The sequence below is a fragment of the Candidatus Alcyoniella australis genome (assembly GCA_030765605.1).
In the GTDB taxonomy this organism is placed as follows: Bacteria; Lernaellota; Lernaellaia; order JAVCCG01; family Alcyoniellaceae; genus Alcyoniella; species Alcyoniella australis.
Genome location: JAVCCG010000020.1, coordinates 12,064 through 34,339, shown reverse-complemented (window position 1 = coordinate 34,339; position 22,276 = coordinate 12,064). Strand labels below are relative to the sequence as shown.

At 62.8% G+C, this 22,276-nt stretch carries 19 protein-coding genes and 1 pseudogene; 10 read left to right on the top strand and 10 right to left on the bottom strand.

Features of this window, described 5'->3' with window-relative positions:
• Positions 1-99: 99 nt before the first annotated feature.
• The 4 genes from P9M14_02530 to P9M14_02515 form a co-directional block, all read right to left on the bottom strand.
• Positions 100-1,380 (bottom strand): FAD-dependent oxidoreductase, encoded by a 1,281-nt coding sequence (locus P9M14_02530; GenBank protein ID MDP8254603.1) that lies wholly within the window; start codon positions 1,378-1,380, stop codon positions 100-102.
• Positions 1,362-3,116, bottom strand: a complete 1,755-nt coding sequence (locus tag P9M14_02525) for a hypothetical protein (GenBank protein MDP8254602.1) — start codon at positions 3,114-3,116, stop codon at positions 1,362-1,364. The genes P9M14_02530 and P9M14_02525 overlap by 19 nt, the downstream gene beginning before the upstream one ends.
• 187 nt (positions 3,117-3,303) lie before the next feature.
• Entirely contained in the window at positions 3,304-3,531 is a 228-nt protein-coding gene (locus P9M14_02520; GenBank protein MDP8254601.1) for a hypothetical protein, read from the bottom strand.
• On the bottom strand, positions 3,528-5,525 hold the full coding sequence (locus P9M14_02515; GenBank protein ID MDP8254600.1) for a hypothetical protein: 1,998 nt from the start codon (positions 5,523-5,525) through the stop codon (positions 3,528-3,530). The genes P9M14_02520 and P9M14_02515 overlap by 4 nt, the downstream gene beginning before the upstream one ends.
• Positions 5,526-5,782: 257 nt before the next feature.
• Here P9M14_02515 and P9M14_02510 point away from each other — a divergent pair, with 257 nt between their 5' ends.
• The 7 genes from P9M14_02510 (at position 5,783) to P9M14_02480 (ending at position 14,123) form a co-directional block, all read left to right on the top strand.
• Positions 5,783-8,791, top strand: a complete 3,009-nt coding sequence (locus P9M14_02510; protein MDP8254599.1) for a hypothetical protein — start codon at positions 5,783-5,785, stop codon at positions 8,789-8,791.
• A gap of 104 nt (positions 8,792-8,895) precedes the next feature.
• On the top strand, positions 8,896-9,999 hold the full coding sequence (locus P9M14_02505) for a YncE family protein (protein MDP8254598.1): 1,104 nt from the start codon (positions 8,896-8,898) through the stop codon (positions 9,997-9,999).
• Positions 9,996-11,357: a hypothetical protein gene (locus P9M14_02500; GenBank protein MDP8254597.1), complete on the top strand. Its 1,362-nt coding sequence runs from the start codon at positions 9,996-9,998 to the stop codon at positions 11,355-11,357. Before P9M14_02505 ends, P9M14_02500 begins: the two co-directional genes overlap by 4 nt.
• 10 nt (positions 11,358-11,367) lie before the next feature.
• The gene (locus P9M14_02495; GenBank protein ID MDP8254596.1) at positions 11,368-11,613 is read left to right on the top strand and encodes a hypothetical protein; all 246 of its coding nucleotides are present in this window, start codon (positions 11,368-11,370) and stop codon (positions 11,611-11,613) included.
• Positions 11,614-11,660: 47 nt separating this feature from the next.
• Positions 11,661-12,503, top strand: a complete 843-nt coding sequence (locus P9M14_02490; protein ID MDP8254595.1) for a 50S ribosomal protein L11 methyltransferase — start codon at positions 11,661-11,663, stop codon at positions 12,501-12,503.
• A complete protein-coding gene (locus P9M14_02485; protein ID MDP8254594.1) occupies positions 12,500-13,807 on the top strand; it encodes a hypothetical protein in 1,308 nt (435 codons plus the stop codon). Before P9M14_02490 ends, P9M14_02485 begins: the two co-directional genes overlap by 4 nt.
• 49 nt (positions 13,808-13,856) lie before the next feature.
• Positions 13,857-14,123, top strand: a complete 267-nt coding sequence (locus tag P9M14_02480) for a hypothetical protein (protein MDP8254593.1) — start codon at positions 13,857-13,859, stop codon at positions 14,121-14,123.
• Here P9M14_02480 and P9M14_02475 read toward each other — a convergent pair.
• On the bottom strand, positions 14,120-15,166 hold the full coding sequence (locus P9M14_02475; GenBank protein ID MDP8254592.1) for a hypothetical protein: 1,047 nt from the start codon (positions 15,164-15,166) through the stop codon (positions 14,120-14,122). The genes P9M14_02480 and P9M14_02475 overlap by 4 nt on opposite strands.
• Before the next feature lie 173 nt (positions 15,167-15,339).
• Here P9M14_02475 and P9M14_02470 point away from each other — a divergent pair, with 173 nt between their 5' ends.
• Together P9M14_02470 and P9M14_02465 are read left to right on the top strand one after the other, a co-directional pair.
• Positions 15,340-16,041 carry a hypothetical protein gene (locus tag P9M14_02470; protein MDP8254591.1) on the top strand — a complete coding sequence of 234 codons (702 nt, stop codon included), beginning with the start codon at positions 15,340-15,342 and terminating at the stop codon, positions 16,039-16,041.
• A 146-nt stretch (positions 16,042-16,187) separates the two neighbouring features.
• Positions 16,188-17,006: an SDR family NAD(P)-dependent oxidoreductase gene (locus P9M14_02465; protein ID MDP8254590.1), complete on the top strand. Its 819-nt coding sequence runs from the start codon at positions 16,188-16,190 to the stop codon at positions 17,004-17,006.
• A gap of 6 nt (positions 17,007-17,012) precedes the next feature.
• Here the strand turns inward: P9M14_02465 and P9M14_02460 are convergent.
• Positions 17,013-17,435 (bottom strand): annotated as a pseudogene (locus P9M14_02460) (DUF169 domain-containing protein).
• 15 nt (positions 17,436-17,450) lie between these two features.
• On the bottom strand, positions 17,451-17,723 hold the full coding sequence (locus P9M14_02455) for a hypothetical protein (protein ID MDP8254589.1): 273 nt from the start codon (positions 17,721-17,723) through the stop codon (positions 17,451-17,453).
• A 158-nt stretch (positions 17,724-17,881) separates the two neighbouring features.
• Between P9M14_02455 and P9M14_02450 the strand changes: the two genes are divergently transcribed.
• The gene (locus tag P9M14_02450; GenBank protein MDP8254588.1) at positions 17,882-18,484 is read left to right on the top strand and encodes a hypothetical protein; all 603 of its coding nucleotides are present in this window, start codon (positions 17,882-17,884) and stop codon (positions 18,482-18,484) included.
• Between the two features lie 101 nt (positions 18,485-18,585).
• Here the strand turns inward: P9M14_02450 and P9M14_02445 are convergent, their stop codons facing one another.
• The 3 genes from P9M14_02445 to P9M14_02435 all read right to left on the bottom strand — a co-directional run bounded on the left by P9M14_02445 (position 18,586) and on the right by P9M14_02435 (position 22,273).
• The gene (locus tag P9M14_02445) at positions 18,586-18,945 is read right to left on the bottom strand and encodes a type II secretion system protein (GenBank protein MDP8254587.1); all 360 of its coding nucleotides are present in this window, start codon (positions 18,943-18,945) and stop codon (positions 18,586-18,588) included.
• A gap of 240 nt (positions 18,946-19,185) precedes the next feature.
• Positions 19,186-20,589, bottom strand: coding sequence for a sigma-54 dependent transcriptional regulator (locus tag P9M14_02440; GenBank protein MDP8254586.1), 1,404 nt, complete (start codon positions 20,587-20,589; stop codon positions 19,186-19,188).
• A gap of 4 nt (positions 20,590-20,593) precedes the next feature.
• Positions 20,594-22,273, bottom strand: a complete 1,680-nt coding sequence (locus P9M14_02435; GenBank protein ID MDP8254585.1) for an ATP-binding protein — start codon at positions 22,271-22,273, stop codon at positions 20,594-20,596.
• Between the last annotated feature and the right edge of the window lie 3 nt (positions 22,274-22,276).

Here is a 22,276-nt window from a genome sequence, read left to right as displayed (position 1 = left end):
GGTACCCGACCGGCAAAGGACGGACTAGGTAAATCTTCACCAAAACGGAGCGCTGCTCCAGAGAGGAGCGCCTACACGTAAAAATCGTTTTTACGATCTTTACCCCAGCGCTGTCACTGCGGTGTGGGCCGCGATGACGCAGGCGTCCAGGCCGCGGTCGTCGGGCCAGGCCAGGGCGTCCGAGGCCCAGACCAGGCCGTCGAAATTGCGGCTCAGCTCGGGGATTGCGCGGACGAAAGCTGCATCGCGCAGGGCGTGGGCCTGGGATTGACGGAACAGCCGCGCGCCCGTGATGCGCGGCCGGGCCGGACAGATCCGCAGCAGATCGTCGCAAAGCCGTTTGGCGAGCTGCTCGTCGGGCAGGGCCAGATGCCGGTCGTCGGGCTGCGCGTAGTACGGCACGTACGCCAGGTGGGTCCCGCCGTAGCGTGCGGCGCCCACCAGCGCGCTGTGCTCCACGACGCCGCAGGCCAGGGTCTGCGGATCGATCGAGTTGGTCCAGTAGCGGCCGATGAACGGCTCTTGGGCCTCGACCAGGGCCACGGCCGCGGCCAGGGTCGGTACGGACGCTACGGCGTTTCGCAGCCGCTGGGGTAGGTCGCCCTTGATCGCGGCCAGGGCCGCGGGCGGGAGCGCCAGCACCAGCGATTCGGCCTCGGCCCGTCCCCAGTGCCCCTCTGCGCGCCAGCCGTGGGGTATCCGGCAAATGTGCGTCACCGGATGAGCGCAGCGCAGTTCGCCGCCGAGGTGCTTGATGTGGGCGGCCAGACGTTGGACCAGTGCGTCACAACCCTGGTCGAGCACGCCGTAGCGGCCAAAGAGCCGCGCCCCGCCCGAGGAGCGTCGGGCCAGACGCCAGGCCAGCCACGAGGCGGGGAGCTGTCCGGCATTCTTGCCCAGCCGTTTTTCCAGCAGCGGACGCCACAAGCATTTCCAGGCCCCGGGCCCCAGGCGCAAGGGAACCCATTGCTCCAGCGGCCGGTCGAGCAGTTGCCGGGGCGGCTCGAAGCGCGCGCGCAGCATGCCGATCAGCGCGGCCAGCCGTTGGCCCGGCTCGAGCAGCGGCAAACGCAGCAGGTCCAGCGGACCGCTCAGCGGGTAGAGCTCGCGGCCGTCCCAGAGTGCGGTGTTGCCCGGCAGCCAGCGCAGGCGATCGATCAGCTCCAGCTCGCGGAGCAACTGGACAGCCTGCAAGTCGGCGGGAAGCAGGTGGTGGTAGAAGCGTTCCACAGGCTCGTTGTTGACCAACGTGCAGGCCAGCGCGCCGCCGAGCTCGGACCCGGCTTCCAACACCAGCGGCTGCACTCCGCGCAGAGCGAGCTGCCGCGCGGCGATCAGCCCGCTGGGGCCGCCGCCGACCACTAGCGCCTGGCCGCGCACCTGTTCCTCCACTCCCAGATTCCGAGCAATGCGATTCCGGCCAAGAGGGTGATTGCAGAGATCAGCAGGCCGCTGCGCCACGGTCGCGGCCGATAGCGCCAGACCAATTGATGACGACCCGCGTCAAGCGGCTTGGATGACAACAGCCCGTTACGCACGGGTGCGGATCCGTCGCCGAGCTGCCAGTGCGGGTCGTGGTTCTGGTTGATCACGGCCAATCCCGGCTGCTCGATTTCGACCAGGGCCTCGATGCGGTTGACTCCGATGGTAAATTCGAGCACGCGCCCGGCGTCGGCCGGCTCGATCCAGGCCTCACCGCGATAGTCGGGGTTGGCTACCTCCCGGTCGTGGACAACGGGCTGGGGAACGTTCCGATGATGCAAAAGTCCAGCGTCCTGCGGCGGAATAACGAAATAACGCGGGATGGTGGCGGCGGGCAGGTCGATCTGGTCGGAGTACCAGTCGATGGTGCCCACGTTGCGCAGCAGGTTGCAGTACTCGTTGGATTTGCTTGTGCGCAGGCCGTTGCGCGGCATTTCGCGGCCAACTACTTGGAAGAATTCGTTTTTATCGATTGCGCACACAGAACTTGGTTCCATGTAACTCTGCTTCTTGTAACCCATTGCCAGCAGCGGGAGTATCAGCAGGACCAGGATATACGGTGCCAACAGCCGATATTTGTGCTTGGCTCCGGCGGTTTTAAAGTACACGGCCAGGGTCAGGCAGAGCAGAACCCAGACCGGGATCGACCAGTACTTGCCCGGATCGTTGAAAACTGTCCCCAGCAGTGGCACATGCGACAGCAAACGCGCCAAGTTAAACGGCAGGCTCGAGCCTGCGCTGAGCAGCAGACTGGCGCAAAGCAGGCCGGGCCAGAACCAGGAGCGTGTGCGTAGCCCCATCAGCAGCCCCAGCGTAGCCAATACGCAACAGATACTACCGCGCAGCGTGTGCTGAAACCACGGCCCGTAGTCAAAGGGCTCACCGAGCTTGGCGCGGCCCAGCAGGTCGAGCATCGGCAACAGCTTGAGCGCGGCCAGGCCGATGGAGAGCGCGGCGAGCAGCGCCAACTGCGCCAGGGCTATGGGCCGTTGACCGCGCTCCCGAGCATCACGCCCCAAGGCCAGGCGCAGGCTGTAGGCCGCACAGATCGCGCCGGCGCTGATCGCGGTGAACTTGCCGAAGCACAGCAGTGTCGCCAGCAGCGCGGCCGCGGCCAGCAGCCAGGCCGGTCGGCGCAGGGCCATGCGCTGTAGGGCGAGGATCGCGGGCAGCGCGAAGATCAGCGTTTCGTTGTAATTGCCGCCGATCCGTTGGAACCACAGCGGCAGGCAGAGGCTGTACAACATCAGGATCGGCCAGGCGGCGTTGCCCTCGAGCTTGATCTCGTGCAGCAGCAGCCAACGCAGGCCCCAGATCCCCAACAGCCAGATCAGCAACAGGTTGAGCCTGATCCCCTGCACCTCGCCCAGCAGCAGTACCGCCGGGACCAGCGGCAGCGCGGTGGAGGCGTCGTGGGGATGGGCGTAGAGCGGATAGCCGCCCCCGGCGTAGGGGCACCACAGCGGGAACTCGCCTCCTTCGAGCACGGCCCTGCTCCAGAAGCCGTGGCTGAAGTACTCCTGGAACATGTCGTCGTTCATCAGCAGCCGATCATCGATCGGCAGAAACAGCAGCAACGGCAAGACCAGTATCAGCAGCGTCACCAAGATTTCGACAGTGGTGAGCTTGCGCATTGCCCAGCTAGCCTGGATTACTCATGAGGTTTCTACTGTGGGCACAATCTACTCGTAATAACTTCGTTATCCTCGCCGATCCGTCCTCGACGTACCACAGCGGGTACGCCTGCGGAGTATCGACTCGGTTTCCTTGTTCTTGCGGCATCTTGTACTCCTCGCTACGAGCCCTCATGAAAAATCCAGACTACGCTTGGTCGGGTTGCTGTGGTTCGGTCTCGGGCGCGGGGCAGGGGAAGAGCCGTAGTTGATAGCCCGGATAGGGTTCGCGCGGCGGATTGCTGCGGATGAACTCGAGCACCTGGCTGTCGGGCAACGCCTCGAACGCGGCGCAGCGCCGCTTGCAGCGCGTCAGGCAGACCGATAGCGGCCGCAGCCCCTGGGAGCGGTGGCGTTTACATTCCAAGTAGATCATCGCGCGGATTCGGGCAACGGGTTGACGATTTCGGCGCTGCCGGTCTCCAGCACGCTGGTGAAAAAGTGCAGCACCTGTTCGCGGGCGTAGTCGCGGTAGTCGCCACCGAAGAAGAAATCGTGGTTGTCGGTGGGGTATTGAAATAATCCCCAGTCATTGGTGGGCGCGGGCACAATCTGTAGCCCGTCGACCAACTCGATGTAGGGCTCGATCAAGGGCATCGTGCAGTAGCGCGCCCAGGTGTTGGTCACCTCGTTGGGCACGGTTCCGTCGCCGATCGCCTCGAGCATCAGGTACGGCCGCGGGCCGTACTCCGCGATCGGATCGCGCTTGAGCATCCGCACGTAGGAGTTGGAATCGCCCGGATCGATGATCCCCTGGTACCAGAGGAAGAACAGCCGGATGCTCTCCGGCGGCCATTCGAAGTCCATTCCCAGCAGCCTGAAGACCGCGATTGCGATGTCCAGGTACGGGCTGTTAAAGACCTCGTTGGTCCAGCCGCCGCCGCCGGCCGTGCCCGCGGCCGCGATGAAATTCGGCTCGCTGGTGTAGAGCATCGAGTTGAGCAGCGCGCCCAGGCTGTGGCCGAACAGCAGCAGCCGCTCGGGATCGAGGTCGGGCAGTCCGTCTCCGGGATTGACCGGATCGTAGGGCGCGAGGTCGAGCAGGTCGAGGTTTTCGATCACGCGCACCAGGTAGAGGTTCTCGGCGCTGCCCTGGCGCATGTTGTCGCGCATCCGCAGCGGCTCGCCCAGCGAGAGCAGCCGTCCCGAGGGGTCCATGCTTCCGGACTCCACGCGGCGTTCGCCGTGGAACGGATGATCGATGCTGATCACCGCCAGGCCCTGGGCCGCGAACTGGTCGGCAAAGGAGAGGTTCGATTCCTTGGAGGAGTTGATGCCCGAGAGCGCCACCACCACTGGAAACGGCGGACCGCCGGGCTGGTCGGGCTTGGGAATGCTCAGCACAAACGGGACTTCGATGGTGCCCTGCTGGATCGGTGCGTGGGTCTGTTCGTCGAAGACAAAGTGGCCGTCGGCGTCCTGCCAGTCCGGCGCGTCGATGGTGCCACGCACGATAGCGCCCACGTGCTGGCGGCTGTCGCCCGAGGCTGCGCTGACGTTTTCGATCTGCGGCGGATCGACTTGCGCCGCCAGGACCAACTGCTCGCGGATGCTTTGCAGCGCCTGCTCCACCGAGCAGGTTGTGAACGGCGTGAGCGCAACGATGCTCTCTCTGGGCAGGCCCTGCTGCTCGAGCAGCTCGAAGTACGGCGCCAACTGCTGCCGCACCGGCTCGATGTCTGCGGTCTCGGGGATATCGGCCGCGGGTTGGCTGGAGCGCACGAGGTCGAACTGCCAGGTCGGACACAGGCCGTTGCCCTGGGAATCGGTCACGTTGTTGGTCAGCACCGCCAGGTAGGTCGTGGCCGACTTCAGCGGGTAGGTCGGGATCAGCTCGAGCTGGTCGATGAACGGCAGGTGCACGGTTTCGAATTGCACGCGACCGCTGATCGTCGAGCCCTCCGCGCTAAGCTCGATCAGCTGGATCGAGCTTTGGGCCTGATCCGATTGCTCCACGCCGGGCAGCCCGCCGAGCTGCTCATCGTCGTTGATCAGCGGGAAGAACACGTGGCTCGAGACGCCGAATCCATCGGTCTGGTTGATGAATCCGGCGAGCCAGTTGTTGTCGAGCACGATTTCGTCCACCAGCGGGGTGTTGATCTGGTCCAGCGCCAGGCGCCTGCCGGTGTAGGTCGCGGGATCCTCAACCGTGAATAGGTCCGAGGGGTAGGGCAGGTTGCTGGTTAGCCGGCGCGGGTCGAACATCGCCAACACTCGGCCCTGACACGGCGGATCGAGGTCCAGGGCCGGTTCCGACGCGAAATTGTCTTGGGATTGCGGGATGTCGGCGCCGCCGTTGTCCTCGTCCGCCTCGCAGGCCGCGAAGAGCAGGGCGATCAGGACGAGAATAATAAACGGGTGGTGCCGCATCGACTGACCTCTTACGGTTCTTCACGGCGCTTGGTGCGCGCGTCAATGACTGTCCTTTGTTAGCACGTCACGGGCTTTGAAAAAAGAGCTAAACCAACAGCGAGACGTCGCGGGGCTCACTTGACCGCCTAAGCCAGCTGTCGTAGTTTAAATTGCTGTAAAATAGTATATCGCTGACCCAAATGGTTCGGGTCACAAGGAGAAAGGTGATGATCAGAGCGCTAGCCAGATTTGGAATAGTAGCAGCGCTTTTGCTGTTGAGCCTGTCGCTCGTACTTGGAGGCTGTAATTCCGGGGATGACCCTGGTCGAGCCACAATCTCCGACGACGATGACGACGACCTCGACGATGATGACAACGATGACGACGATGACGACGACGATGATGACGACGACGATGACGACACAGACGCGCCGTACGCCAACATCGAACAGCCCGAAGACGGCCTGACCCTTTTTACCGACGACGTCGAGGTGCTGATCGAGTTCGGCAACGGCGAGCTGACGGTCTTTCTCGACGACGAGGACGTCACCGACCTGCTCACAGTCGAGAGTAAAGGCCAGGCCAGCGGCACGATCGAGATGTTGCCCGAGGGCTTCCACAAGCTGGTGGCCGAGGTCAACGGCTCGGGCCGCACGTTCCGCGACCTGATCGGTTTCTTCGTTGATATCGGCGAGCCGCACATCGAGATGGACATCAGCGCCTCGGAGGTGATCACCGGCGGATCGGTCACCGCGACCTACACGGTCTACGATGAGTACGGCGACGACGTTACCGAGCAGGCTTCCGTGGTGCTCGAGGTCGACCCGAGCGAGAACACCCAAGTCGCCGGCGACGACGTGACCTTCTTCAACGAGGGCTATTACACGGTCTATGCGGTCACCGAATGGAACGAGCAGGAGCTCTCGGACTTCGAGACGGTCAGGGTCGACAACGACGCCATCGGCTCGGTCGATCTGACCCTGGACTTCTACGAGATCGACGCCGGCCAGACCTTGGTGGCCACGGTCGTGATCCGCAATCCCAGCGGCGACCCGATTACCGCCGACTACGTGCTCTCCGTGATTCCCGACACCGGCTCGTCGGTCAGCGGCGATTTCATCACGCTCACCAAGTCCGGAGTAATCACGATCCGCGCTACGGCCGAGGGCAGCACGGTCTACGACGAGGAGGAGGTAGTGGTCCACGCGCTGGATCCGGCCTTCCTCGACCTGATCCTGCCCGTATCGATTATCGCCTCGGGCGACTCCGTGGCGGCGATCGTGATCGCCGAGGACAGCTACGGCAATCCTGTTGAATACGACTACACGCTCAGCGTCGATCCGAGCACACAGGTGACGATCAACGGCGACGTGATCACCTTCGAGCTTCCGGCGTTCTACATGGTCACCGCGCGCATGGAGTGGGACGGCGTCGACACTTGGCTGGACGACACCGAGGGGATCAAAGTACTCGACACCACGCCGCCCTCGGTCGAATTTACCTTCCCGCCGCGCGGCTACTGGACCGACCAACAGCAGATCAGCCTCGAGGGCTACGTGGTCGACGATTCGGGGCTGGTCGAAAGCTTCGAGATCATGGATCCTCAGGGAGTGTTGCACCAGGTCTCGCTTACCGGCGAGGGCTTCTTCAGCCACGATGTCTCGCTCAAGGCGGGCACCAACACCTACCAGGCGATTGCCTCGGACAGCCAGGGCAATTCGGTCTACGCCATGGCCAGCGTGTTCTACCTGCCCGACTATTGGCCGATCGGCACCAACCTCACCGGAGTGCTCGGAGCCAGGGTCACCGATACCGGCTTCGACCAAATCGAGGTGATGGCCAAGGAGCTGATCGCCGAGAACATCGATCTGGAAGAGATGATCCGCGGCGAGAACGGGATCATCTTCGACGAGACCTACGAGGTGTGGGGGATCGAATACGCGGCGGCCAAGGTTGAGGTCACCAGCGTTCGCTACAACCCGATCTGGATCAACTTAAACTGCTTCCAGAACTCGCTGTTTATCGAAGGTCACCTGCCCGAGCTGCGGATCGACGTCCACGTCACGGGCCACGCCTTGGGGATTCCGGTCAACATCCACGGCCAGGTCAAGGCCGACGACATTTACGCCGAGATCAGCACCAACCCCGAGGTGTCCGGCGGTCAGATTCAGATCAACTTCGACGCGATCACCGTCGACTTCGTCGGCTTCACGCTCGACATCGACGGCTTCCCCGACTTCTTGGAGAACGCCTTCTGGTGGTCTGTCCAGGGGATCATCGAGGACGTGATCAGCGACGCGCTGTGGGATATCCTGCCGCCGTTGGTGCAGGGCTACCTCAACGACCTGGCGCTGGATCAGCAGTTCGAGGTGCTGGGCTTCACGTTCAACGTGCAGGCCGATCCCGAGTCGGTGTTGCTCAACGACACCGGGCTCGATGTCTGGCTTCAGGGCCAGGTAACGCCGGTGGTCGACGGCCGCGTTGACGTCTCGCCGATGCCCGGCAGCCTCAAGACCGTTTCGGTCGCCCCCACCCTGAGCGATACCATGCCCGGCACCAGCAACAAGTACGGCTTTGCCGCGCTGCTCGAGGACGACTTCCTTAACCATGTGCTGTTCGGCGTCTATCGCTCGGGCCTGATGGACCTGATGGTGGACAACCAGATGGCACAGGAATGGGGCTTCCCCTTCGAGCTGTCCACGGCCAACCTGGCGCTGCTGCTGCCGGAGTTGCTCGATATCGCGGCGGACGCGCCGGTCTACTTCAAGTTCTCGCCGATGCTGCCGCCGAACATTTCCTTCGGCCTGCAGGACGACATCGACACGGTATTGCGCATGGGCGACTACATCTTCGAGATGTACGTCGATGTCAACGAGACGCCGGAGAACCTCAACGACGACGTGCTGGCCGTGGCAATCGCCTTGGCAATGCGCGTGCCCACGGAGGTTACGGTCACCTACCCGGATAACAAACTTGGTCTGGTCTTCACCGACCCGATGATCTTCATCGACGTCTACAACGAGCCGGTGGTCGACTTCTCCGACCCGTTGTTCGAGGCCTTCGTGCCCTTCATTGTCAACATGCTGCTGCCGATCATCACCCAGCCGCTGCAGGAGATCGAGCTGCCGGCGTTCGAGGGCTTCTCCTATCGGCTGCACAACATCTGGGCCCTGGGCGCGCCCTCGACCTATATGGTGTTGTTCGCCGACCTGGTCCCCTCCGAGGCCGACCTGATCGACCAGCGGATGGAGCAGATCGGGAGTAAAGCGCAGGACCGCGAGTAGGCGATCCACTTATCCACCGTGCGGGGCGGCCGGTCACGGCCGCCCCGCTTTTGACTTGACCAGGGCGATGATGCATGATTCGCTTTCGTTTACCCGGAGCGAATGTGAGCAAACTTAGAATTTCTCTGATAGCGGCGCTACTTGCGTCAATGCTGCTCGTCGGCTGCGCCACTGAAGACGAGCTGCAGCAAGACACCGGCGACCTGCTGGACAACCCGCTTTCCGTGGTTGTCTTCGGCAGGTACGCGCTGGTGGTCAGCGCCAACTTCGACCAGTCGCACGCGGGCGAGGGTACGATAATGTCCATCGACCTCGAGCGGCTCGAACAGGGCAAGGGAGCGATCCTCGACCGCATCGCGGGCCCGGCCTACATGGGGCGCGCGGTGGTCGACTCGGCCGGCGAGATCGCCTACGTGGCCGACCGGGCCGGCGACCAGATCCTGCTGCTCGACGTCTCGAACCCATCCGACCTGCGCTGGATCGACCTGGACACCTCGGACGACAACCCCTCGGGCATCGCGGCGGGCCGCGAGCCGTTCGACCTGGTGCTGGGCCCCGATGAGGTCTACCTCTATGCGACCAACGTCTCGTCGGGCGATTTGTCGATTATCGACTTGGGCCGACGCGAGCTGGCGCGCAACATGCTGCTGGCTTCGGGCGTGGTCAACCTCGGGATCCAGCCGGGCAGCGACTACCTCTACGTCACCAATAAGGGGCTTTCGGCGATAGTGATCTTCGACGTGGCGCGCAACGAGTTCGTCACCAGCTTCACGATCAGCAGCGGCGAGCGCACAATCGGCTACGACACCCGCGGCATCGCGTTCAGCCCCGACGGCCGCTGGGCCTATATCTGTTCGCGCGTGCCCGACGCGCTGCTGGTGATCGACACCGAGAAAATCCCCAACCAACCGGACGAGGCGATCTGGCGCATTATCCCGATGTGGGACAGCCCCTCGGGCGTGGCGGTCTCGGCCGACGGCTCCGAGATCTGGGTCACCAACTTCGACTCGGAATGCCTGATTGTGGTCGACGCCCAGACCCTGGACGTGATCGCCCGCATCGATGTGGGGCGCGGGCCCTACGACGTGGCGCTGACCGCGCCCGACGCCGAGGACGGCCGCTTCTACGCGCTGGTGCCCAACTTCTATGCGCACTCGCTCTCGATCGTCGACTCCGTGGCCCGCAAACAGGTGGGGAGGATCCGATGAGCCGCAAGGCGCTGATCGTACTTCTGACCTGCCTGCTGTTGGTGGGCGGATCGCTAGTGGCGCTGGTCTCGTGCCAGAGCGGCAGCGGAGACATTAACAGCGAGAAGGCCAAGTTCGATACGCCGACCAAGGCGGTGATTACGCCCGATCCGGTCGATGCCGAGCACGCCTTCGTCTTTGTGCTCAACGCCTACACCGGCACGGTGAGCGTGATCCGCGTCTCGGACCAGAAAGTGATCTGGGGCAAGGGCGACAAGGGCGAGGACCCGGTGCTGGGCGTGGGCGACTTCCCCAAGGACCTGGCGATCAGCCCCGACGGCGCCACGGTCTACGTTACCGACACGGTGGAGGGCAACCTTTACGCCATCAGCAGCGGGGATTGGGCCATCGAGTCCTTTGCCATCGGCTTCAGCGGCGGACGCCCCAAGGTCGACAGTGAGGGCGCAGTGGTCTGGCTGCTGGACCAGCGCGGCCGACGCCTAGTGCCTTGGGATGCGCAGACCCACGAGCTTGGCAACGAGATCGTATTGGAACACGAACCGTTCGCGTTCGACTTGGCCCCCGACGGCTCGGCGATCTACGTTACGACCCTCGATGGCCTGCTGCTGCGCATCGACGGCGAAACGCACGCGATCGACGCGCAGTACCAACTGGTGGGAACGCCGGGCGAGGTGATGGTTCATCCCGACGGCTCCGAGGTCTACGCCCTGAGCTCCGGGCCGCCGCGAATGTTCGTGCTCGACACCGCCACAGGCGAGGAGCGCACGCTGGAGCTGCTGGGAATCCCGCGCAACCTCGGGCCGAGCCCAGACGGCGCGCTGATCTATCTGACCAATTCCGACGGCTACCTCTACGTCTACAACGTCGCGCTCGGGCGCCCCTGCGGCGCATCGGCCACAACGCCGGAGTTCTACGACAAGGGACCGCAATCGGACACCACGATCTCCACGGTCGAGGTCACCGACTGCATTACCCAGACCCTGTCCTGGAAGCTGATCTACGACCAGCCCAATGAGAGCTGGATCGTGCGCAGCATCAGGGACGAGGGCGAGCACGACGAAAAGGTCGACACCCAGTCGCTACGCGCCGACGAAGATCGACGTTACGTCTCGGACTATGACGAGGTCTCGTTCACGATCAACAGCGGCGAACGTTGGTCGTCCGAGGGCGACCGCTTCGTGTTCCAGACCGACGCTGGGATCAAGCCGATCGTGGTCGGCCGCATGCCCGACAGCGTGGTGACCACGCCGATCCCCGATACGCCGGAGTACCACTACATCTTTGTAGTCAACACCGGGACCCACAACGTCTCGATCCTCACCTCCGTGGAATTCGACTACGACGAGACGATCAACTGAGGCCTTGTTGATGGGCGAAAATGCTCTGAAACGGACCGTATTCGCGGGTCTGGCCGCGTTGTTGGTGCTCTCGATGCTTTGCGGGTTGGCCTGCGGCGAGCGCTGTCGCGACGAGTGCGAAGAGGATTACCATGATTGTACGGACAAGTGCGGCGGAACCGGGAACAACCCGTTTAGTCCCGACGGAATGACGTGCAAGGAGTACTGCGGCGCCGAGCATAAGAGCTGCCTGGACGAGTGCCCGGACTGCGGCTGATACCGCGCATCTCACTGGACCTTACCTGATATTCGAGTTGGATCGAGATGGAACTTCTCGAGGTCACAATCGAGCTTCCCCAATCGCCGCGCGACGCATTGCTCGGGCTGCTTGAAGATCTGGGATTCCGCGGCGCACAGGAGAACGAGCGCGGGCTGATCATCTGGCTGCGCGCCGAGGACCCGACCAGCCGCGAGCGACTGGACCGCATCTCCGATTTTCTCAGCGACCTGCGCGAGGGCGACCCCTCGCTACGCTTCAACATCAGCTGCCAAAACGTCACTGACCGCGACTGGGTCGAGGCGGTGCGCCGCTCGTTTCGGCCGCTGCAGGTCTCGCCGCGGCTGGCGATCAGGCCCAGTTGGATCCAGTATCAGGTCGCGCCCCGATCCGAGCTGCTGGTGATCGATCCAGGCATGGCGTTTGGCACCGGCGGCCACGAGAGCACGCGGCTGATGCTGCGACTGCTCGACGAGCGCATCGCCCGCGGCGACGTGACCAGCGTGCTCGACGTGGGCTGCGGTTCGGGGATTCTCTCGATCGCCTGCGCCAAGCTCGGGGTCGCGCGCGTGGACGGCTGCGACACCGACCCCGAGGCCGTGAGCGCCAGCCGCGAGAACGCGGTTGCCAACGGGGTGCAGGTCGGATGGGCCGGGTCGATCGAAGAATTCCCCGGTCCCTACGACCTGGTGCTGGCCAACATCAATCACCGCGTGCTGGCCCAGCTGGCTCCCGCGCTGGCCGTGCGAGCAACCCGCTGTTTGGCGCTCTCGGGCCTGACCCGCGAACAGATCGATCCGCTGCTGCCGCGTTATATCGAGCGCGGGCTGATCCCGGACAAGCGGTTGTTCGAGAACGAGTGGTCCGCAGTGCTGCTCAAACGCAAGTGACGGTCCGCTCAATACTTGTCCGCACCCAGCTGACAGCGCTGCTGCTAGTCGCCTGCTGCCCGCTTGGCGCGTTGGCGGATCAAGCCGCGGGTCCGCTGAATCGGCCGTTCGCCCACCTGCATCTGCGCGGCTCACAGGTCGCGCCGCTGCTGGGCTGCCCGGCCCAGGGCCTGGTGCTGCTCAGCTCCGGTTCCGACGGACTTGGGCCCGTGCCGCTGCAAGTCGACCGCCGCAACGCCCGGGACGAGCTGCTTTACCCGCAGCAGCCGGGCTATCCCCGGCCCGCGCAGCCGCTGACCACATACGACGAGCTGGTGTTCATGGCCGCGGACGCGGGCGCGCGTCCTGATTCTGAAATCCTGCCTGCGCGCTCAGTGTTGATCGAGGCAGTCGATTCGCTGAACAACGCCGAGGGCTGGTTCTGCCTGGCCTGCGACCCCTCCGGCGACCTGGGCCGCTCGGATCGCGATTATGTGAACTACGATCCCGAGACAACCTTGATCGTCGGTCAGACCTATCGCGTGGGATCGTCCACCGAGAATATGGCGCTGACCCAAGAGCTGAGCATGGGCTCGCCGGGGGGCGTGGATTTTCTCGACCGCATTAAACTGCGCGCCCGGGTCGAAGTGCTCGGACTGTTCACAATCGAGCGCATTGAGGACGACATCCTCGGCCGACGCCTGGGCTACATCGACGGCCCGGTGCGCGTGGTGCGCAAGAACGCCTACAGCCTAAGGATGTTCTGGAGCGTGCGCTCCCCGCAGATCGTGCGCGAGGCTGCGGCCTACGGCAACTCGGCCGAGTTCCCCAACGACCTGAATGTGCCGTTCGACCTCGACCTGCTGTTCAGCGATGTGGACATCTATACCTGGCTCGACCTGGCGCCCGAGCTGGGAGTGGCCCGGGTCTACAGCAACCGCCAGACCCCGGAGTTGGTCGTGGACGGCGCGATGACCGACGCCGAGCTGCGGATCGAACCGCGGGTGCCGTGGTGGATCTGCCTGCACCAGGAGCGCAACGGTTTCCTGCTGGTCACCCGCCTGTCCGAGCCGATGCTGAACATGCCCTACAACGTGCGCTTTCACTACCTGGATGACGACAGCGCGATCGATCCGCCCGAGGACGCGCCGGGGCAACGCGGCGGCTTCGGTTTTGACATTGAAAACGTCCAGGGCTTCACCAAGGGACGTTACGAGTTCGGCGCGGTATTCTATTTCACCGACGATTATCGCCGCGGCTGGGAGCAGCTGGTGCTGGTCGACGACCAGAGCCCGCTTGAGCTGCGGGTGATTAAAGTTGATTGATTCCAGGGCGGGAGTTCGTCGATAATCCGGGTTGTAAGGAGGGAACGTCATGGGTGGACACGATGAGCAGGTCAGGCTGCCGATCAGGGTTGTCGAACTGAGCAAGGTGACCGACGAAGAGGTCGAACGCGTGCTCAACCAAATGCTCGATCAGGGCTATGAGCTGGACAACGTCCACTTCGCCATGCGCGAAGCCAGCCGTCGGCCGAGCATGGCGTTCCTGGTGTTCTACGAGTCGTTCGACCCCGACGAGATCGACGAAGAAGCCCTGCACTTAGTCGATGGCGGCCTGGACGACGACGAACCAGAGGATTAATCGGGCGACGACTGCGATTCCTTTGTTGCGGACGGCGTCTGGGCCAGCAGCATTCCCAGCCACGAGAGGCTGATGCCGGGGAAGAAAGCGGCCATCGGACTGATCCCCGTGCGCTCGACATAGCCGAACATCACAATCACGATCAGCTCGATCCAGGCCGGCAGGCTGAAGCGACCCCAGAGCAAAGTCAGCGCCAGCGCGACCAGCGCGTGGAGCAGGATCATCCCCTCTTTGGAGAACAGGAACGGCTCCCAGATATCGACCTGGGTGTCGAGGAAAATGCACAGCGCGCCGCTGAGAATCAGGCTCACGGTGTGCCGCCGCCCGAGCAGCTCGACAGGCTTTCCGGCCGCGGCCCAGCGCCAGGCCATCAGACCGACGAGGATGATCACCAGCGCGTGCAGCATGTGCAGCCAGTTGCGGTTGCGGCTGATCGGGAAGTTGGTGTCGATCAACCGCGCCTCCATGCCGTTGACGTAGCTCTTGAGCCTAAAGGCCAGGCCGCAAGTCTCGTCAAAGACGATCTCGCCCACGCGCTTGCCGCCGTTGTCGTACAGCGATGTGGCGTAGCTCGCCTGGCTTTGCAGGATCGAATCCCAGAGGATGAAGGTGCGGTCGACCTTGACGTCGTAGTCGTTGCCCAGCGCGCCGAACCAGCCGGCCACGTCGCGCACTCGCCACTGGCGGATCTCCGGGGCGGCACGCAACACCGGGTTGTCGATGGGCACCCAAAAGATCGAGTTGGCGTCCCCGGATATGCCGAGCAGCGATCCGTTGGCAACGAGCTTGAACAAGCGCTGGGGCACAGCGCCGTCGATCGCAACAAATGACATCGCCGCTGTCGCGTCCGTCGTTGCCACGGTGAACTCGTTGGGCTCGGGCTGGCCCTCGATGCGGTACACCGCGTAGTCCCCCTTATCCACGCCGAACACCGGGTCGCGCGGATTGAGATCGAGGATCGTGAACAGCTGCAGCAGCCCCGTGGCGATCAGGAACGGCCCAAAGGCGCAGAGCATGATTACAAGGCGGTGTTTTCTGGACATATTTTTCTCGCTACGAAAATAGGTTTTAAAAACGAACCATTTTATCAGACGGCTGAAGGGCAATGGAACTTTTTTACCGGAATGATTGTCATACTGATCGATATCATAGGCTGTGCTGCGCCTTCATGTAATACGGGCGCAGCTGATACTTCAATGAATAACGGAGGTTGACGATGAGGCTTTCCAAAGTACTAATCGGTGCGACTCTATCCCTGCTCCTGCTGCTGCCCGCCGCGGCCATGGCCCAGTCGCGACTACCCCAGGACGGCTCGTTTCACCTCGACCTCAGGGCGCTGACCCTGTTCAACTACGGCGTGCTCAACCTCGAGCGCGACGATCCGGCCGACACCGAGTCCAGCGGAATCCTCAGCGGAGGGCTGGGGCTCAACGGCATGGGCGTTAAGGTCGGCTATTTGATCAACGGCCATCACGACGTGGGCGCGCACCTGCTGTTCGGCGGCACTGATACCGGCACGACCACCGCGTACGACGCGGGCGGCGACGACTTGGAGTATCACACCAACGACACGCGCTTTCGCATCGCCGGTTTCTACAACTACAACTTCCACGTCAACGACTGGGTGATGCCCTATGTCGGGCCGCTGGTGGGCGTGGACACCTGGATCAGCACGGCCGAGGATCTCAACGACGGCGACAGCAAGACCACCACGACCTGGCTTACGCCCTACGGCGGCATTGAGGGCGGCGTCAAGCTCTTCCCGTTCGAGCACGTGGCGTTTGACCTCGGCGGGATGGTCACCGCGGGCAGCGCCAGCCGCGTGACCGCCTTTGGCAACAGCGAGCTGGACGACGACCAGTGGTCCGGCGCGCGTATCGACTTCGGCACCTACGCCGGGTTGAACATCTACTTCTGATCCGCCACAATTCGCAAGTTATAGGGGCTGCCCGCGCAGCCCCTTTTTCATTTTCATCGTATTGACGCATTCGCGTGAATCATCCAGGCTGGCAAAATCCGCTGTTTCCAACCTGGACTAAAATAATCCAGGTTAAGGGAGGTGCGATGCAGATCGACGGCAAGTGGTGTTTTATCAGCGGCGGAACCAGCGGCATCGGCCTGGGCGTGGCTCGTTGGTGCGCGCGGCACGGCGCCAACGTCTTGATCTTCTCCGTGGACGACGAGCAGGTCTTTGACCGGGCGCGTAGCGAGATCGAGCAGGATCGGCGTTCGCCGCCGCAGCGCGTGGAGACGCTGCGGCTCGACGTGTCGGACGACGAGGCGGTGCGCCGCGAGCTGGGCCGCGCCGTGCGCGAGTTCGGAGCGCCCTACCTGCTGCTGAACTCGGCGGGGATCGGCGGCGCGGATTACTTCGAGAAAATCGACGCGCGGCGCTTCGAAGCCTATCTGCGGATCAACGTGCTGGGTACGCGCAACGTGGTCGCCGCGGTGATCGAGGCGATGAAGCCCGGCGCCGGACACATCGTCAATCTGGGCTCCATCGGCGGGCTGATCGGCGTCTTCGGCTCCACAGCCTACTCCGCGTCCAAATTCGGGGTGGTCGGATTCTCCGAGTGCCTGCGCGCCGAACTCAAGCAGTACGGGATCAACGTCTGCGTGCTCTGTCCCGGGGCCGTGGACACGCCGCTGTGGCGCACGGCCAACCAGTCGCGGCCCAAGGAGCAGCTTGCGCTCAACCGCAACGCGGGCACCATGACCGCCGACCAGGTGGCCGACGCGCTGTTTGAGGAGCTGCCCAAACGGCGCTTCCTGATCCTGCCCGGACGCGGCGCCAAGCTGATCCATCTGGTCACTCGCCTCGCGCCAGGTCTGCGCGAATGGATCGCCGACCGCAAGGTGCGCCGGGCTCAGCAGGAGGGCTGAACGCCGTCAGTCCTTGTTTTCCCGCGAGCGCGCCTTGCGTACGTCCTGCCAGAATTTCTTGTTAAGGAAACTGTGCTCGTCCAAGGCGCACAGCTGCTCGTACAGCGGCTTGGTCACGCTGAAGGCCAGGATATCGGGCGGCAGGTGACGCTGCACCGCAATGTCCGTGGCGCCGATGATCGCCGCGGGCCGCTCTAGATCGTCGAACAGCGGCAGCAGCAGGCCGCAGGCCGAGGAGAACGGTGCGCTGATCAACGGCGTGTAGTGCGCACCGATCACGAACAGGCTCAGCTGGTCGGGGTTGACGAAGAAGGTCACGGTCTTGAGATGCTCGTACTGCTTGTCGCGCAACGGCCCGATCAGCAGTTGACCGTGCTGCGGCCGGTAGTTGCGGCGCGCGTCGATCCAGCGTCCCATCAGCTCCTTGGAGGCCTTGAGCCCCTCTTAGCCGTAGAGGAAGTCGACGTACTCCTCGCGTGTGCGGGTCTGTTGGTCGAACAGCGACGTGCCGGCTCCGCCGCAGCCATAGCACTCGTGCGTCAGCAGCAGGGTCTGGCCGCGTTGCCAGCTTTTAAAGAACATAAACGGGCAGGCCCACTTGCCGGGCTGGGGCGAACACAACGGTTCGAACGCCGCAACTTCCGGCGCGTCGTAAACGCCGATCAACGGCAGGCTCAGTCCGGCTTTCTCAATTAGATATTGCTGATCAGGCGGCATCAACAACTCCTTCTGGATGGCTGTTCGCTGTCTGCATCATCTTCGGTTTCTACACCGCTGCGGTCAATTGCAGAGCACAAATCGACCGGACCGGATTGGGCATGGACTAGCTTGATCGTCGCGGGTATAATCCGCAGCCCGTTCAAAGGAGTGATCCGGTGCCAAGGCTGCTGAGCAATCTGACGATGAACGTGCTGAGCCTGACCAATGCCGTGGCCGTGGGCGCCCTGCGTTCCAGCGGGCTGCTGCCCGAGGCGCGGCTCGATTTTACCGAACGCCTTGAATCGACCGAGGAGTACAACACGCTGCTGGGCCAAGACGGCTCCAAGCGCCAGGTCGCCTGCCGCCTCGAGCTGCGGGCCCGCGCCGACCTGCGCGGCTTTCTCGACCCGACGGACCTCGAGCGCTTCATGGGCTTCAGCGTGGAGCACGGCAGCAGCGTACAGATTCCGGGCCTGGCTCGGCAGGCGGCGGTGCATCAGGGCTGGATCAGGTTCTCGCCCCCCAACGGCTTGCAGTACCAACTGGAATTTCTCGGCGACCACGTCGATCGTTCCAGCGGTAGTCGCCGCGCCTATTACTTCCGGGGCGCCAAGCGGCTACGCAGTCTGCGCCAGGTCCGGGCCTGGAGTACGCTTAGCGGCGGGGTCTACGATAAACAGACTGGTCGTAGGGAATTGGATTCGGTGCTGTTCAGCGCGCCCGCGGGCAAAGGACCCGAGGCGCTGTTGGCCTTTGTTAAATCGCTCAGCCTGCGCTGAATTTCAAAGTATTAAATTATCGGGTGGATACGAGCCCGGTGGGAATAAAAAAAGGGCGGGTCGAAACCCGCCCTTTTCGTTTCCGAATCAACAGAGTTGAATTAGTCTTCCCAAACGTTGGTGCTGCCGCCACCCTTCGGATGCCAGGTGGTGAAGGTGTAACCGGTGGCGCTGGCGCTGGTGGCGCCGAACATCCAGCTGACTTCCCCGTCGTCGGTCAGGTTCGGGTCGATGGTCAGCAGGCCATCGATGGTGTTGCTGTAACCGCCACCCTGGTCACCACCACTGTTCTGGTAGTAGACTTCCTGGGCAAGGCGGGCATTGCGGCCAGCCGAAACGGCCGAGGCGTCATACGCACGGGCGCGCAGGCTCATGAAGTTAGGAATGGCAATCAGAGCCAGAATACCGATGATCGCAACAACGATCATCAACTCGATCAGCGTGAAACCCTTACGGTTCATTGAGATACCTCCTGCAAACGGTTTATTGATTCTTGTCAGATGAAATAAGCAAACTACGTGCCGAGTGGCGGGCTGCTCACGTTATTGTTTAGTGAAGTTCCTAACCAACTGAAATATTGCGGCAAATATATTCAAAACACCGCGACGTATACCCATAATATGTGAAAAAACAAACACTTGTAAAGAAAGTATAGGGGAAAAGTGACAATTTACGTCACCCAGGTGACAAAAATTGTCACTTTAGTTCTCGTCGCCGGTGTCCAGATCGTACTTCTCGAGGCGATAACGTAGCGACCGTAGCGAGATATTTAGCAGCTCCGCGGCTCGGATCTTTACTCCATCGCATTTGTCCAGAGCCTGGATCAGCAGCTGTTTCTCGAAGCGGCCCACGAGCTGTTCCAGGTCGACCTGTACATCGCCGATCCTGGGAACGACGATCTGGTCCTGAGTCGGCTCTTGTTTATTGGCCTCGGCGCTGATTACCGTGGGCGGCAGGCTCTCGAGCAGGATAACGCTGGATTTTTCCAGGGCCACGGCGCGTTCGATGATGTTTTCCAGCTCGCGCACGTTGCCCGGGAAGTTGTATTCCTCGAGGGCCTTCATCGCCTCGGCGCTGATGCGCACGATTTTTTTGCCAAATTCCTTGGAGTATTGGTCGAGGAAGTAATTGGCCAGCACCGGGATGTCTTCGCGCCGCTGTTTGAGCGGCGGCATGCAGATCTGGATCACGTTGAGCCGATAGTACAGATCCTCGCGGAACTGCTCGTGCTTGATCATCTCGCTCAGGTCGCGGTTGGTGGCGGAGATGATCCGCACGTCCACCGATTCGGCTTCCACCGATCCGACGGGGAAGAAGATCTTCTCTTGCAGCACGCGCAGCAGCTTGACCTGCAGCGACAGCGGCAGGTCGCCGATCTCGTCGAGGAACACCGTGCCGTGATCCGCGAGCTTGAACAGGCCGAGCTTGTTGGCGATCGCGCCGGTGAAACTACCCTTTTTGTGGCCGAACAGCTCGCTCTCCATTAGGTTTTCGGGAAGCGCGCCGCAGTTGATAATGACGAACGGCCCGTCTTTGCGATCGGAGTTGTGGTGGATCGCCTTGGCGACCAGCTCCTTGCCCGTGCCGCTCTCGCCCTCGACCAGCACCGAGGAGCGCGTGGCCGCCACGCGGCTGAGCATATCGAAGATCTCGAGCATCTGCCGCGAGGCGCCAACGATTGAACCGAAGGTGTAGCGCGAGCGCAGCTCATTGCGCATCAGCAGGTTCTCGCGCATCAGGCGTTGCTTATCCAGCGCGTTGCGCACTACGTGGCGAATTTCCTCGACCTTGAACGGCTTGGTAATGTAGTCGTAGGCGCCCAGCTCCATCGCCTCCACCGCCGAGTCGATCGAGGCGTAGGCGGTGATCAGGATCACGCCCATATCCGGCGCGATCCGTTGGGCCTGCTTGAGCAGCTCGATGCCGTCCATCCCGGGCATGCGGATGTCGGAAATCATCAGGTCGAAGCCGCGCTCCGCCTCGAGCTGTTGCAGCGCCTCGACACCGGTCGATGCCGAGCCGCTCTCGTAGCCCTCTTTGTGCAGCATGATCGTCAGGAACTCGCGCATGCTCAGTTCGTCGTCGACTACCAGGATCCGTTCCATTTTATTATCCCAACGGCAGGGTGATGTTGAAGGTCGTACCCAGTCCCGGCTTGCTGTCCACGGAAATAGTACCGTTATGGTTTTCGATTATACGATAGGCGGTCGTTAATCCCAGGCCCGTGCCGGATTCCTTGGTGGTGAAGAACGGATCGAAGATCTGCGGCAACACGTTCTCGGGGATGCCGACACCGTTGTCCGAGCAGGTAATCAGCACTTCCTTGGGCAGCGGATCCGCGTCGCTGGCGCGCCCCTCGAGGGTGGTGATCACCACCACCTCGCCGCCGTGGGGTGTGGCCTGCATCGAGTTGATGAACAGGTTCCATAGCAGCTGTCGCAGCTGGTCGGCGTCGGCCCGCAAATAAGCGCCCTTGCTCAGCCGCTTGCGGAACTGGAACGAATCGTTATACAGCGGATCGTTGCGGCACAGGTCGATCGTCTCGTCGATCAGCCGGTTGAGGTCGACGATCTCCTCGTCGATCTTGGCCGGTTTGGCAAAGGCGAGGAACTCGGAAATCAGCTTGTTCAGCCGGTCGACCTCGCGCACCACAATCTGCATCAGGTTGCTGTTGAGGTCGTCCAGCTCCAGCTCGCCTTTGAGCAGCTGCACCGATCCGCTGATCGACGCCAGGGGGTTGCGGATCTCGTGGGCGATGCCCGCGGCCATTTTTCCCACGGCGGCGAGCTTGTCCGAGCGTTTGACCTCCTGCTCCATCTTGCGCAGGGCCGACTGATCCTCGAGCAGCACGATCTGGCCGATGCGCAGACCCTCGACGTTGCGCAGGTCCGAACGGAACAGCTGCAGATGGCGCGGCTCTTCATCGAGGCGCTGCAGCACGAGTCGGCGCCGGTGGTGCTGGTCGCCGTGCTGGATCCGCTCGGGCTGTTGCTCGGCGATCTCGGGCAGCAGCTGCTGCAGCGTGCGGCCCTTTACACCGCCGGGCCGCAGTCCGAGCAGCACTTCGGCGCTGGAGTTGGCGAACGATGCCAGACCCTGTCGGTCCAGGGCGATGATGCCGATCTGCACCGAGGCGACGATATTCTCGTACAGCGCGCGCAACGCCTCGATCTCGACCTGGGCCTTGATCAGCTCGTCCTGCCGTTTGCGCGACTGTTCGGAGACGTACGATGAGAGGAACGCGGCGACGAAGAACGCCATGCCGTGCAGCAGCACCTTGTAGATCATCTCGCCGGGCAAGATCGGATCGCCGGAGGAGTGGACCAGGTTCCACAGCGGGAACGGCGTCAGGCCCAGCACCTCGATCGACAGCACGCCGGTGTAGGTCAGCAGGGCCAGGGCCGCGGCGAGGAACGCCTCACGACGGCTGAGCAGGATGCCGGCGTTGATCACCGCCAGCAGGAACAGGAAGCTGAAAATCGAGCGCGAGATTCCGGTCAGGCCGATCAGCAGCGCGACGAACAGGAAGTCCCAGTAGACCAGCAGCGCGATGAACAGCCGCCGCCGTCCGTAGGTTGGAATCAGCAGAGCCAGCGTCAGGGTCGCCAGCACGTTGACTACGACTACAGTGAACACCGGGACGTGGAACGGCTCGTCGAGCAGGAACGTCGCGCCGAGGATGAAGACGGAAACAATTACCCGCAGGAAGACCAACCACCATAACAGCTGGGTGATCTCCCGCTCGGCGGTCGCGCTGCTTTGGGTCATGTTCGCCCGCGTGGCGGGCATGGT